Consider the following 12,933-nt stretch of genomic DNA (forward strand, 5'->3'; position numbering starts at 1 on the left):
AAAAAACCACCAGGAGACAGAGAAGATGAAGAAGCAACTGAAGACCCTCGCCACCGCAGCGCTGCTCGCGCTCGCGTTCGGCGCCACAGCCACCGCGCAGCAGGCCCCGACTGGCGGCACGCTCGACAAGATCAAGGCGAGCGGCAAGGTCGTGCTCGGCGTGCGCGAAGCCTCGCCGCCGATGGCCTACATGCTGGGCGCGGGCGAGAAGTACGTGGGCTACCACGTCGAGCTCTGCGAGCGCGTGCTGAAAGACATCACGCCGAATGCGAAGCTCGAATACATGGCGGTGACCGCGCAGAACACGATTCCGCTGGTGCAGAACGGCACGCTGGACATCGGCTGCGGCCCCACCACCAACAACACCGCGCGCCAGCAGCAGGTGGCCTTTGCGCTCACCACGTATGTGAGCGAAGTGCGCATGGCGACCAGGGTCGATTCGGGCATCACCACGCTCGACCAGCTCGCGGGCCGCAACGTGTCGGCCTCGACCGGCACCACCGCCGTGCAGTTGCTGCGCAAGCGCGAGCGCGCGCAGAACGTCTCGTACAACACGATGCTCGGCAAGGACCATCTGGAGAGCTTCCTGCTGATGGAGTCGGGCCGCGCCGATGCCTTCGTGCTCGACGACAACCTGCTTGCCGGGATCATTGCGAACTCGAAGAACCCGGCGGCCTACCGCATCGTGGGCGATGCGCTGGGCTCGGAGCCGATCGCGCTCCTGTTCCGCAAGGACGACCCGGCGTTCAAGACCGCGGTGGACGAGTCGCTGCGCAAGCTCATGAAGAGCGGCGAGCTCGAGAAGATCTACACCAAGTGGTTCGTGGCCGCGATTCCGCCGAAGAACACCAGCCTCAACCTGCCGATGAGCCCGGCCCTGAAGCAACTGCTGCTCGAACCCAACGACAAGCCATTGGAAGCCTACGCCAAGTGACAGACGCAGCCGTGTTCTCGCCGGCGCAACGTGTGCGCGCCATCCACGTCTCGGAGATCCTGCGCATCACCGATCATGCGCAGGCGCTCAAGCGCGCCGGCCGGCCGGTGATCGTGCTCGGTGCGGGCGAGCCCGACTTCGACACGCCCGAGAACATCCGGCATGCGGCCTCGCAGGCGATTGCGCGCGGCGACACGCGCTACACGGTGCTCGACGGGAGCCCCGCAATGAAGGCGGCCGTGCAGCTGAAGTTCAAGCGCGACAACGCGCTGGACTTCGCGCCCGACGAGATCAGCGTGAGCGCGGGCGCCAAGCAGGTGATCTTCAATGCGCTGATGGCGAGCCTTGATCCGGGCGACGAAGTGATCCTGCCCGCGCCGTACTGGACCTCGTACGCGGACATCGTGCAGATCTGCGGCGGCGTGCCGGTGTCGGTGGCGTGCGGCGAGGAGAACGGCTTTCGCCTGACCGCGGCGCAGCTGCAGGCGGCCATCACGCCGCGCACGCGCTGGCTGTTTCTCAACTCGCCGTCGAATCCGAGCGGCGCGGCCTACAGTGCCGCGCAACTCAAGCCGATCACCGATGTGCTGCTCGACCACTCGGGTGTCTGGGTGTTGGCGGACGACATCTACGAACACATCCTCTACGACGGCCTCGCCTTCGCAACGCCGGTGGCTGTCGAGCCGCGGCTGCGTGATCGCACGCTCACGGTGAACGGCGTGTCGAAGGCCTATGCGATGACCGGCTGGCGTGTCGGCTACGGCGCCGGGCCGCGCGCGCTGATCGCGGCGATGGCGGTGGTGCAGAGCCAGTCGACCTCGTGCCCGTCGTCGGTGAGCCAGGCCGCAGCGATCGAGGCGCTCACCGGCCCGCAGGGCATCGTGGCCGAGCGTTGCGCATCGTTTCAACAGCGCCGCGATTTCGTCGTGGCCGCGCTCAACCGCACGCAAGGCCTGCACTGCCGCGTGCCCGAGGGCGCCTTCTACACATTCGCAAGCTGCGCCGGCGTGCTCGGCAAGCGCACCGCCACGGGCGCGCTGCTGCAGACCGACAGCGACTTCTGCCGCTACCTGCTGCAGGACTTCGACGTGGCGGTGGTGCCGGGCAGCGTGTTCGGGCTCGCGCCGTATTTCCGCATCTCGTATGCGACGTCGATGGCGCAGCTCGAAGAGGCTTGCGCGCGGATTTCCGCCGCTTGCGCCGCGCTCACATGACCCCGCATTTCTCCCTCCCCTTCCGGGGGAGGGTCGGGGTGGGGGCGCGCGGCGTATCCATTGCCATCGGCGCATCCAACGCCGCTTGCCCCCATCCCAGCCTTCCCCCGGAAGGGGAAGGAGCGAACACCAAGACCTTCATTGCATTGGACACAGCATGACTTCCTCCCGCACCGGCGGCCAGATCCTGGTCGACCAGCTCATCACCCACGGCGTCCAGCAACTCTTCTGCGTGCCCGGCGAAAGCTTTCTCGCCGTGCTCGATGCCTTGCACGATGCATCGATCGACGTGACGGTGTGCCGGCAAGAGGGCGGCGCCACGATGATGGCCGAGGCGCAGGGCAAGCTCACCGGCAAGCCCGGCATCTGCTTCGTCACGCGCGGCCCCGGCGCCACCAATGCGGCAGCGGGCGTGCACATCGCGCACCAGGACTCGACGCCGCTCCTGCTGTTCGTCGGCCAGATCGCACGCGATGCGATGGGACGCGAAGCCTTCCAGGAGTTGGACTACGGCGCGGTCTTCGGCACGATGGCCAAGTGGGTGGTGCAGATCGACGATCCGGCGCGGGTGCCCGAACTGGTGTCGCGCGCCTTCCATGTCGCGACCTCGGGCCGCCCCGGTCCGGTGGTGATCGCGCTGCCGGAAGACATGCTGACCGAAGCCGCCGTGGTGGCCGATGCGCTGCCCTACGCAGTCACTGAAACCCATCCCGGCGCGGCGCAACTGGCCGAGTTGCAGCAGCGCCTGTCGCAGGCGCAGCGGCCGGTCGTCATCCTGGGCGGCAGCCGCTGGTCCGAAGCCGCGACGCAGCAGTTCGCGAAGTTCGCCGAGGCGTATGCGCTCCCGGTGTACTGCTCGTTCCGCCGCCAGATGCTGATGTCCGCCGAGCACCCCTGCTACGCGGGCGATCTGGGGCTCGGCGCGAATCCGCGCATGCTGGCGCGCATCCGCGATGCGGACCTCGTGCTGCTGGTCGGCGGCCGGCTGTCGGAAGTGCCGTCGCAGGGCTACGAGCTGTTTGCGATTCCGCAGCCGAAGCAGGCGCTGGTGCATGTGCATGCCGATGCCGACGAGCTCGGCAAGCTCTATCGACCGGCGCAGGGCATCCATGCCACGCCGCAGGCTTTCGCGGAGGCGGTGTCCGCGCTGCGTCCGGCGTCGGCGCCCGCCTGGCAGGCCGAGACGAAGACCGCGCGCGAAGATTTCCTGCGCTGGAGCGACCCGGCCCCCATCCGCATTCCCGGCCCGCTGCAGATGGGCGAGGTCATGCAGCACCTGCGCGAGGTGCTGCCGGCCGACACCATCTTCTGCAACGGCGCGGGCAACTTCGCGACGTGGGTGCATCGCTTCTGGCCGTTCCGCGCGTTCGCGAGCCAGCTCGCGCCGACCAGCGGCTCGATGGGCTACGGCCTGCCGGCCGGCGTCGGTGCCAAGCGTCTGTGGCCCGAACGCGAGGTGGTCGTGTTCGCGGGCGACGGCGATTTCATGATGCACGGCCAGGAGTTCGCCACTGCCGTGCAGTACGGCCTGCCGATCCTCGTCGTGCTGCTGGACAACGGCATGTACGGCACGATCCGCATGCATCAGGAAAAGCACTACCCCGGCCGCATCAGCGCCACGCAATTGAAGAACCCCGACTTCCGCGGCTATGCCGAGGTGTTCGGCGGCCACGGCGAGCGCGTGACCACGACGGAAGAGTTCGGCCCCGCACTCGCGCGTGCGCGGGCGAGCGGCAAGCCGGCCATCCTGCATTGCCTGCTGGACCCCGAGGCGATCACGCCGGCCAGCACGCTGCAGTCGATCCGCAAGGCTGCGCTGGCGGCGAACTGAAGCGTTGTTCGGGACGGCCCTTGCCGGCCGCACACCGAACCAACGGTCAGCCGTTCAACCGTTCAGGCCATCCACCGCCTGGAACATCGCCTGCCGCGCCTGGCTGACGATCTGCCCGCGCCAGGCGTCGGTGTCCGTATAGAACGCCTCGACCATCCGCGCACGGATGCCGTCGGCGAGGTCGGCCGGCGCATCCGGGTGCTTGTGCAGCCAATGGTCGGCGCGGAGGGCACCCGTCACTTCCAGGATGGGCAGCGTGCCGTATTCAAGCGCGATGCCGGTGTATTCGGCCTTCGGGCATTCCTCGTAGACGGCGTCCCACATCAGCCCGCGCAGCAGCGCCGAAGTCGATGAGCCGTCGTAGATCGACGTGACGGGCGCCGCGGGCGTGCCCCACCAGGCGTTCGCGCGGGCGTAGGCGGTCTTGTCGTCCTTGCCCGCATAGATGCGCTCGCCCAGGCCGTTGGGGCCGAGCCCCGTGTGCAGGTCGATCCAGGCGATGCGTTTGGCATTGCCCGCGTGGCGGCGCAGCACGCCGCGGATGGTCTTGTTGCTCCAGGTGGGCGCCTTGCCGCCGAAGAACAGGCCATCGTCGAACTGGTACTGGCCGCTGGTAACGGCCGCTTGGTAAGCAGTGGTGCCGTGCTTCTCGATCCACTTCTCGACCGCCGCCTGGTTCTCGGGCGTGGGCGGCCAGGTGTCGGGCAACAGCAGCGGATGCAGCTTGGCGTAGGGCTCGTTGACCGGCACCGGCTGCGAGAAATCGATGAAGTTGCGGTTCAGGTCGACGTTCTCGTGCGTCACGCGCCGGGCGTACGAAAAGCCGTGCGGGTTGAGCGCGTGCACGTAGAGCACCGCCACGCCCTGTGCCTTGGCCTTGTCGCGCCACTCGGCATCGTGCAGCGCGAACACCTGCACGCCGCTGCCGCAATGGCCCTCGACGCCGTGGCAGGCGCTGGTGACGAGCAGCAGGCGCTCGGCGTTCGCGTCACCGTCCAGCGCCACGTCCATCGACAGGTCTTCGCCGTCGCGGCCCTTGAGCGGATGTGCATGCGGCTCGACGGTAAGGCCTGCGCTCACGCAGCCTTGCAGGAACTTCTGGCGCGCCTGGGCATAGCGCGGCGAAAAGGCCTCGCCGATGCCGATCATGAGACGTTGCCGCCCGGCTTGTTCAGGAACTGCTCGGCGATCTGCACCCAGCAGGTGGCACCCAGCGGGATCAGGTCGTCGTTGAAGTCGTAGCTCGCGTTGTGCAGCGTGCAGGGGCCTTCGCCGTGGTGCACGTCGCGGTGCGTGCCGTCGCCGTTGCCGATGAAGGCATAGGCGCCGGGCTTGGCCTGCAGCATGAAGGCGAAGTCTTCGGAGGTCATGGCGGCCTCTTGCTTGAGCACGTTCTCGGGGCCGACGATGCCGGCCATCACGTCGCGTGCGAAGTGGGCCTCGGCCTCGGTGTTGATGGTGGGCGGGTAGTAGCGCTCGAAGCGGAAGTCGCAGGTCGCGTCGTGCGCCGCGCAGATGTGCTCGGCGATCTGGCGCATCTTGGCCTCGATCATGTCGAGCACCTCGATCGAGAATGTGCGCACCGTGCCCGACAGCTCGCAGTTGTCGGGAATCACGTTGTTGGCTTCGCCCGCATGGATGGTGGTGACCGAGATCACGGCCGAATCGGTCGGCTTCATCTTGCGGGTGAGCACGGTCTGGAAGGCCTGCACGATCTCGCAGGCGATCGGCACCGGGTCGATGCCGGTCTGCGGCAGCGCGGCGTGGCCGCCCTTGCCGATCACGTTCACGAAGAACTTGTTGCCCGAGGCCATCACCGGGCCGGGGCTCACGGCGAACTGGCCGGCCTTCATGCCGGGCCAGTTGTGCATGCCGAAGACGGCGTCCATCGGGAACTGCTCGAAGAGCCCTTCCTTGATCATTTCGCGGGCGCCGCCGCCGCCTTCTTCAGCCGGCTGGAAGATCAGGTAGACGGTGCCGTCGAAATTGCGGTTCTTCGCCAGGTGCTGGGCGGCTGCGAGCAGCATCGCGGTGTGGCCGTCGTGGCCGCAGGCGTGCATCTTGCCGTGGTGCTTGCTGGCGTGGGCGAAGGTGTTGAGCTCGGTGACGGGGAGGGCGTCCATGTCGGCCCGAAGACCGACCGCGCGGTTGCTGGTGCCGTTCTTGACGATGCCGACGACGCCGGTGGTGCCCAGGCCCCGATGGATGGGAATGCCCCATTCGGTGAGCTTGCCTGCCACCACGTCGGCGGTGCGGACTTCCTGGAAACAGAGTTCGGGGTGGGCGTGGAGGTCACGTCGGACGGCGGCGATGCCGGCCGCCTGCGTGACGAGCGAATCGATGAGTTTCATAGGACACAGTCTAGGCTTTGCAAACTGCTCCGCAAAGACCGTGCCGGGCAAACCCTCAGGCTGCGTTCAAGAACCCGATCAGCGCCCCATGCTCTTCAGATAGTCGGCCCGCGCAGCCAGCGCGGTATCGGTGAAGTCGGTGAAAACGCCGTCCACGCCGAGCTTGTAATAAATCGCGTACTCGTTCTTGCCGTCCTTGTTGTAGTCCGCAGCCAGGCGGCGCGACTCGTTGCGGAAGGTGAAGGGGTGCACGAAGAGACCCGCCTTGTGGGCGTCGGCGATCAGCGTGGTGGGCGAGACCGAGGTGGCGTCGGCGTCGTTGACCTTGCCGTCCTTGTTCACGTCCAGCGGCTTGCCGTCCGGGCCGATGCTGCCCTTGATGGTCACGATGTAGCGCTTCCACGGGCCAATGCCGTCGGCATAGGTCTTGATCTCGGCCAGGCCCGCGGGCGTGACCATGACGTCGAAGTTGCGCGTGTCGCCGGCCTTGGTCCATTCATAGGGGCGGTCGACCGGAATCGCATAGGTCATGGCGCCGGTCTTCATGTCGATGCCGTCGCCGTCGATCAACTGGATGAGCTTGGTGTTCAGGCCCTTGGCCTTCATGTACTTGAGGCTCCCGGGCTCGAACGACTGCACGTAGATCGGCGCGGTCTTGCTGTTCCAGCCGGCCGCGTTGATGGCGGCGACAACCTTGTCTTCCATCGGCATGCCGAGGTCGCGGAAGTAGGTCGGGTTCTTGGTTTCTGGGTAGATCGCGATGGTGCGGCCGGTTTCCTTCGACTTGGCCTTGGCGAAATCGATGATCTCCTGGAAGGTCACGATCTTGAACTTGCCGTTGAATTCCTGCGGGCGCTCGGCATCGGTCGAGATGCCGCCCAGCGTCTTGATCTCGGCCAGCGTGAAGTCGTTGCTGAACCAGCCGGTCTGGGTTTCGCCGTCGACCTTGATGGTCTTCTTGCGCGAGGCGAAGCGGGCGTGCTTGGCCACGTCGGTGCTGATGGCCAGGTTGGGATCGTGGCGGGCGATGAGCACGCCGTCCTTGGTGGAGACCAGGTCCATCTCGATCACGTCGGCACCCAGTTCGATGGCTTTCGCATAGGCCTCCAGCGTCTGTTCCGGCAGGTAGCCCGAGGCGCCGCGGTGGGCGATGACCAGCGGCGGATTGCCGTCGAGCGTCAGCAGCTTGGCGGGGCCCGAGGGGCCGGTGCCGCTGCAGGCCGCAACGCACAGGGCGGCGGTGGCGGTCAGTGCGATCTGAAGGGTGCGCATGGTTTTTTTCTCCATCCAAAAGAGGCGCAGGGTACCCGCTCCCGATGACAGCCGGGACAACCGCAGACGCGGGGCATCGACTTCTTGGACAATCTGTTGCATGCCCCACACGCTTTCCCCCCAAAGCCTCGCGCTGGCCCAGTCGCTGGTGCGCATGAACACCGTCAGCGAGAACAGCAACCTGCAGCTGATCGACCTCGCGCAGAGCCACCTCGCCGCCCTCGGCGTGAAGAGCCGCATCACCTACAACGCCGAGCGCACCAAGGCGAACCTCTTTGCCACACTGGGCGAGGGCAAGCCAGCCGGGGTGATCATTTCGGGGCACACCGACACGGTGCCCTGGGACGGCCAGGACTGGAGCGTCGATCCGCTCTCCGCCGTGGTGCAGCACGAGCGCCTCTACGGCCGCGGCTCGGCGGACATGAAGAGCTTCATCGCCATCGCGCTCTCCAATGCCAAGCGTTTTCTTGAAAGCGACTCGCCCTTCGCGGTGCACTTCGCCTTCAGCTACGAAGAAGAAATCGGCTGCTTCGGCGTGAAGGAACTCATCGCCGACATGCGCGATGCGGGCATCAAGCCGCTCGCCTGCATCGTGGGCGAACCCACCAGCATGGTGCCGGCCATCGCCCACAAGGGCGTGTACCGCTACAAGTGCTGCGTGCGCGGCAAGGAGGCGCATTCGTCGCTCACGCCCAAGTCGGTCAACGCCATCGAGATGGCTGCGCGCGTGATCGGCAAGGTGCGCGACATGGCGGAAGACTTCGAGCGCAGCGAGCCGCGCTACGAGGGCTTCGATGTGCCCTTCAGCACCGCGAGCGTGGGCCAGTTCCATGGCGGCATTGCCGACAACGTGGTGCCGCGCGATGCCGAGTTCCGCTATGAATTCCGCGACCTGCCCACGGCCGATGCCAAGCGCATGCAGTCCGATGTGCTGGCCTATGCGGCGGGACTGGAGCCCGCGATGAAGAAGGTCGCGCCCGATGCGGGCTTCAAGTTCGAAACGATCTGCGAGATACCGAGCTTCCTCGGCGCGGCGAACGATCCGGTCACGCTGCTCGCGCAGCGCCTGGCGGGCGAGGACCGCACCACGCTGGTGGCCTTCGGCACCGAAGCGGGCCTGTTCAAGAACGCGGGCATCCCCACGGTGGTGTGCGGCCCGGGCAGCATCGAGCAGGCGCACCAGCCCGACGAGTTCGTGAGCCTGGAGCAACTCGCGCGCTGCGAGCTGTTCATGGAGCGCCTCGCGACCTCGCACACCATTGGCTGAAGAAGACCCAAGCAGCGCCGCGCTGCGGCGCATGAAGCGCGTCGCGCTCGGCCTCTTGTGCGCGGCGGCGCTGCTTTACGCGCTGGCCAGCGCGCTGCACGCGCAGCATCCGGCCTGGGGCTACGTGGCCGCGTTCGCCGAGGCCGCGATGGTCGGCGCAATTGCCGACTGGTTCGCCGTGGTGGCGTTGTTCCGCCATCCGCTGGGCCTGCCGATCCCGCACACCGCGATCATCCCGAGCAACAAGGACCGCATCGGCGCCAAGCTCGCGGGCTTCATCTGCAACAACTTCCTGAGCACCGCGCAGGTGCTCGCCAAGCTGCGCGAGTTCGACACCGCCGGCCGCATCGCCGATTGGCTCGCGCGGCCCGCAAGCGGCGAGAAGCTGGGCGAATGGGGCGTGGCCGCCACGCGCTACGGGCTCACGGCGTTCGACGACGACCGGGTGCGCGATTTCATGGGCCGCGCTGCCGCGGCGGGCCTGGAAAAGATCGACCTCTCGCGCCTCACCGGCCAGGCGCTCGATGCGCTCACCGCGGGCGGCCGTCACCAGGCGCTGCTCGACGACGTGCTGCAGCAGGTGGCGGGGCTGCTCGAAGGCGAGGAGGTGCAGGCGCACATCACCGAAGCCATCGCGCGCGAGATCAAGACGCTGCGCTACGTCGGCCTCGACCAGGTCGCGGCCAAGCTCGCCACGCGCAAGATCGTGGCCGCCGTCGCGCACACCATCGGCGAACTGGCTGCCGAGCCCGACCACCCGATGCGCAAGCGTTTCGATCATTTCGTCGACGACTTCGTGGTGCGCCTGAAGCTCGACCCCGAGTTCCAGCAGCGCGGCGAGCAGATACGCGCCGAGCTGATGGCGCACCCTGCGCTCGGCGACTACCTGCACGGGCTTTGGGGCGAGCTGCTCGCGTGGCTGGACCGCGACCTGCGCCGCGGCGACTCGACGATCCGCCAGCGCATCGCGTCGATGGCCGGCGCGCTGGGCACGCGGCTGCAGGCCGACGAGGCCATCCGCCACTGGATCAACGAGCAGATCGAGGCCGCCGCGCCGCTGGCCATCGAGCGCTATCGGGAGGACATCCGCCGCTACATCGAGGAGCGGGTCGGCGAGTGGAACGCCGAGGAGATGACGGTGGAGCTCGAGCGCCACATCGGGCGCGACCTGCAGTTCATCCGCATCAACGGCACGCTGGTGGGCGGGCTCGTGGGCCTTGCGATCCACACCGCCACGCAGTTGCTGCGCGGCTGAGTGGCCCTTGATCCGCGGGTAATCCGCAGCGGACGAAAGTCCGCATGTCGCGGAAGAGATCGCGCCACGGCCCTGGACTCCTTCTAGACTGCGCGCGCATTCACAAGAAGGAGAAGACATGCCTCGTGGCTCGTTCCGCAGCGCTGCTGCGCTGGTCGCCGTGCTCGCCCTGCTGGGCGCCTGCAGCACCGTTGCACCGCTTTTGCCCTCGCCCACGCCTGCGGTTCCGGCATCGACGCCGCCCTCGCCGTCGCCCACGGCGGCCGGCCGGCCCGCTTCATGGGCCGCGCCCGAGGCGCTGGTGCCGCCGTCGTCGTTCTCGGGCGTGCACGGCCTGGCCATCGATGCCAAGGGCCGGCTGCTCGCGGGCTCGGTGCTCGGCAACACGCTGTGGGAAGTCGACCGCACCACCGGCGCGGCCAAGGTGCTGATCGACGCGCCCGAAGGCCAGGCCGACGACATCGCGGTCGGCCCGCAGGGCGAGCTGGCGTGGACCAACTACCTCATGGGCATGCTGCGCTACCGCGAGAGCGACGCCGCGCCGATGCGCGTGCTCGCCAAGGACCTGCCCGGCCTCAACTCGCTCGACTTCGACCGCAAGAACGGCAAGCTCTACGCCTCGCAGGTGTTCCTGGGCGATGCGCTCTGGGAAATCGACCGCGCCGGCCAGAAGCCGCCGCGGCTCATCAAGAAGGACATGGGCGGCTTCAACGGCTTCGAGGTCGGGCCCGACGGCCTGCTCTACGGGCCGCTGTGGTTCAAGGGCCAGGTCGTGAAGATCGATCCGGCGAACGGCAACATGACCGTGATTGCCGATGGCTTCAAGATCCCGGCCGCGGCCAACCTCGACGGCAAGGGCAACCTGTGGCTGGTCGATGCGCGCAGCGGCGAGCTGGTGCGGGTCGAGCTCGCCACCGGCAACAAGACCGTCGCCAAGCAGCTTCGGCCCTCGCTCGACAACCTCGTCATCGCGCCGGACGGCACGATCTACGTGTCGAACATGGCCAACAACGAGGTGCAGGCCTTCAATCCCGCCACGGGCGAGCTGCGCACCCTCACCAGCGGCAAGGTGGCGGTGCCCGCGGGGCTGAAGATCGACGGCAACGACCTCTGGGTGGCCGACGTCTTCGGCTTCCGTCAGGTGGACGTGCGCACCGGCGAAGTGCGCGACGTGTTCCGCATGCAGCGCGAGCCGGAGCTCGACTATCCCTTCGCGGTCGGCCTCTCGCCCACGCGCTTCGCGCTGACCTCGTGGTTCACCGGCACGGTCCAGCTGGTCGACCGCCAGACGCTCAAGACCGTCGCAACCATCCATGGCCTGAAGGCGCCGTTCGATGCGATCCCCATGCCCGACGGCAGCGTGATCTACGCCGAAATCGCGACCGGCAGCATCACGCGGGCCAGCGGGCCGAAGTTTGCAGACAAGTCAGTGCTTGCTAGCGGCTTGAATGGCCCGGTGCAGATGGTCCTGGGCCAGGACGGCGCGCTCTACGTCACCGAGGCCGCCGGCAAGCTGCTGCGCATTCCGCTGGATGCCAGCGCGCCGCTGCGCACCATCGTCGACGGGCTCGCGCTGCCCGAGGGCGTGGCAGAGACGCCGTGGGGCACCTTCATCGTGGCCGAGAGCGCGGCGGGGCGGCTGGTGGAAATCGACCCGGCCAACGGCACCCGCCGGACCATCGCCGAGAACCTGCCGATCGGCCTCGCTCCCGGGCCCGCCCTCCCGCCGCCCTATGTGGTCACCGGCGTTGCGGTCGGTGCCGACGGCACCGTTTACGTGAGCGCTGATCGCAACAATGCGATATATCGAATCCGCGCCGTAAGGTAGGGTAACGATAAGTACATTTTTCGATTTACTTTTAAAAACAAATATTACAAACTGGCCGGGACGCCGCTCTGGTGCCCCGGTCACCTCCGTTTTTCCGGGGTTTTGCAGGCGTTTGGCTCTGAAAGGAAAAACGCATGACTCCCCTCGTCGTAGGCCAGTTGCTGTCGCCCGAGTACTCATTGGGGCTGGTGGCGCTTTCATTCCTCATCTCGTTCGCGGGATCGCTGGTGGCGCTGATCTGCGCGGGCCGCATGGTCAACGCGGACGGCAAACCCAACTTGGCCCTCGTGGCCTGCGCCGCAGTGGCGCTCGGGGGCATCGGCATCTGGTCGATGCACTTCATCGGCATGCTGGCCTACCGGTTGCCGGTGGCCATTTCGTACAACATGCCGCTGACGATCGTGTCGCTCGTGGCGGCCATCCTGATCTCCGGCATCGCCCTCTACCTGGCCGGTGGCCGGCGCAAGTTCAGCAAACCCGGCTGGGCAGCCGGCAGCCTGCTGGCAGGCGTCGGCGTCTGCGTGATGCATTACATGGGCATGTTCGCGATGAACATGCGCGCCACGATGGAGCTCGACATGGGCACCGTCGCGCTATCTGTGGTGATCGCCATCACCGCCGCCGCGGCCGCCTTGTGGCTGGCCTTCAACCTGCGCAAGTTGAGCCACCAGATCGGCGCCGCTGCGGTGATGGGCGTGGCGGTCTGCACGATGCACTACGTGGGCATGACCGCCGCCAGCATGATCTGCACGGCCGCGGCGCCGACCGATGCGCTCGCCATCGGCGGCAGCTACATGGGCCTGTCGGTGTTCGGCACGGCCGGTGCGGTGCTGATCTTCATCTACTGGGTGGCCACCGGCAACAGCCTCGACGCCCCGACGCCGCAGCGCGCCCGCCCCCGCACCAGCTAGTTGGCGCAAGCGGGCGGAAGGCCCGGTCCCTACAGTCTGTGCAGAGCGAAAACCAGCGACCTGCACAGAC

10 protein-coding genes are annotated in these 12,933 nt (G+C 67.3%); 7 read left to right on the forward strand and 3 right to left on the reverse strand.

Annotated elements, in window-relative coordinates; translation table 11 throughout:
* Nucleotides 1-25 precede the first annotated feature (25 nt).
* The 3 genes from VARPA_RS01630 (at nt 26) to VARPA_RS01640 (ending at nt 3,979) form a co-directional block, all read left to right on the forward strand.
* Nucleotides 26-934 carry an amino acid ABC transporter substrate-binding protein gene (locus VARPA_RS01630; protein WP_013538793.1) on the forward strand — a complete coding sequence of 303 codons (909 nt, stop codon included), beginning with the start codon at nt 26-28 and terminating at the stop codon, nt 932-934.
* Nucleotides 931-2,148 (forward strand): pyridoxal phosphate-dependent aminotransferase, encoded by a 1,218-nt coding sequence (locus VARPA_RS01635; RefSeq protein ID WP_013538794.1) that lies wholly within the window; start codon nt 931-933, stop codon nt 2,146-2,148. The genes VARPA_RS01630 and VARPA_RS01635 overlap by 4 nt, the downstream gene beginning before the upstream one ends.
* Before the next feature lie 157 nt (nt 2,149-2,305).
* On the forward strand, nt 2,306-3,979 hold the full coding sequence (locus VARPA_RS01640; protein ID WP_013538795.1) for a thiamine pyrophosphate-binding protein: 1,674 nt from the start codon (nt 2,306-2,308) through the stop codon (nt 3,977-3,979).
* Nucleotides 3,980-4,033: 54 nt separating this feature from the next.
* Here VARPA_RS01640 and VARPA_RS01645 read toward each other — a convergent pair whose 3' ends face one another.
* The 3 genes from VARPA_RS01645 to VARPA_RS01655 all read right to left on the reverse strand — a co-directional run bounded on the left by VARPA_RS01645 (nt 4,034) and on the right by VARPA_RS01655 (nt 7,602).
* Nucleotides 4,034-5,128: a M14 family metallopeptidase gene (locus VARPA_RS01645; RefSeq protein WP_013538796.1), complete on the reverse strand. Its 1,095-nt coding sequence runs from the start codon at nt 5,126-5,128 to the stop codon at nt 4,034-4,036.
* On the reverse strand, nt 5,125-6,330 hold the full coding sequence (locus tag VARPA_RS01650; protein WP_013538797.1) for a M20 aminoacylase family protein: 1,206 nt from the start codon (nt 6,328-6,330) through the stop codon (nt 5,125-5,127). Before VARPA_RS01650 ends, VARPA_RS01645 begins: the two co-directional genes overlap by 4 nt.
* Nucleotides 6,331-6,408: 78 nt before the next feature.
* Entirely contained in the window at nt 6,409-7,602 is a 1,194-nt protein-coding gene (locus tag VARPA_RS01655; protein ID WP_013538798.1) for a glycerophosphodiester phosphodiesterase, read from the reverse strand.
* 100 nt (nt 7,603-7,702) lie between these two features.
* On the opposite strand from VARPA_RS01655, the gene argE reads away from it, so the two are divergent.
* The 4 genes from argE (at nt 7,703) to VARPA_RS01675 (ending at nt 12,863) form a co-directional block, all read left to right on the forward strand.
* Entirely contained in the window at nt 7,703-8,869 is a 1,167-nt protein-coding gene (argE, locus tag VARPA_RS01660; protein WP_013538799.1) for an acetylornithine deacetylase, read from the forward strand.
* The gene (locus VARPA_RS01665; RefSeq protein ID WP_234974910.1) at nt 8,862-10,124 is read left to right on the forward strand and encodes a DUF445 domain-containing protein; all 1,263 of its coding nucleotides are present in this window, start codon (nt 8,862-8,864) and stop codon (nt 10,122-10,124) included. The genes argE and VARPA_RS01665 overlap by 8 nt, the downstream gene beginning before the upstream one ends.
* Nucleotides 10,125-10,242: 118 nt before the next feature.
* Nucleotides 10,243-11,952, forward strand: coding sequence for a hypothetical protein (locus tag VARPA_RS01670; RefSeq protein ID WP_013538801.1), 1,710 nt, complete (start codon nt 10,243-10,245; stop codon nt 11,950-11,952).
* Between the two features lie 134 nt (nt 11,953-12,086).
* Nucleotides 12,087-12,863, forward strand: coding sequence for an MHYT domain-containing protein (locus tag VARPA_RS01675; protein ID WP_013538802.1), 777 nt, complete (start codon nt 12,087-12,089; stop codon nt 12,861-12,863).
* Nucleotides 12,864-12,933 lie beyond the last annotated feature (70 nt).

Origin of the sequence: Variovorax paradoxus EPS (assembly GCF_000184745.1) — a bacterium.
GTDB lineage: Bacteria > Pseudomonadota > Gammaproteobacteria > Burkholderiales > Burkholderiaceae_C > Variovorax > Variovorax paradoxus_C.

Bases quoted from the DNA above. Each gene is read 5' to 3' on its own strand.
- VARPA_RS01645 (WP_013538796.1), bottom strand. From the start codon at position 5,128: ATGATCGGCATCGGCGAGGCCTTTTCGCCGCGCTATGCCCAGGCGCGC.
- VARPA_RS01675 (WP_013538802.1), top strand. From the start codon at position 12,087: ATGACTCCCCTCGTCGTAGGCCAGTTGCTGTCGCCCGAGTACTCATTG.
- VARPA_RS01655 (WP_013538798.1), bottom strand. From the start codon at position 7,602: ATGCGCACCCTTCAGATCGCACTGACCGCCACCGCCGCCCTGTGCGTT.
- VARPA_RS01630 (WP_013538793.1), top strand. From the start codon at position 26: ATGAAGAAGCAACTGAAGACCCTCGCCACCGCAGCGCTGCTCGCGCTC.
- VARPA_RS01640 (WP_013538795.1), top strand. From the start codon at position 2,306: ATGACTTCCTCCCGCACCGGCGGCCAGATCCTGGTCGACCAGCTCATC.
- VARPA_RS01670 (WP_013538801.1), top strand. From the start codon at position 10,243: ATGCCTCGTGGCTCGTTCCGCAGCGCTGCTGCGCTGGTCGCCGTGCTC.
- argE (WP_013538799.1), top strand. From the start codon at position 7,703: ATGCCCCACACGCTTTCCCCCCAAAGCCTCGCGCTGGCCCAGTCGCTG.
- VARPA_RS01650 (WP_013538797.1), bottom strand. From the start codon at position 6,330: ATGAAACTCATCGATTCGCTCGTCACGCAGGCGGCCGGCATCGCCGCC.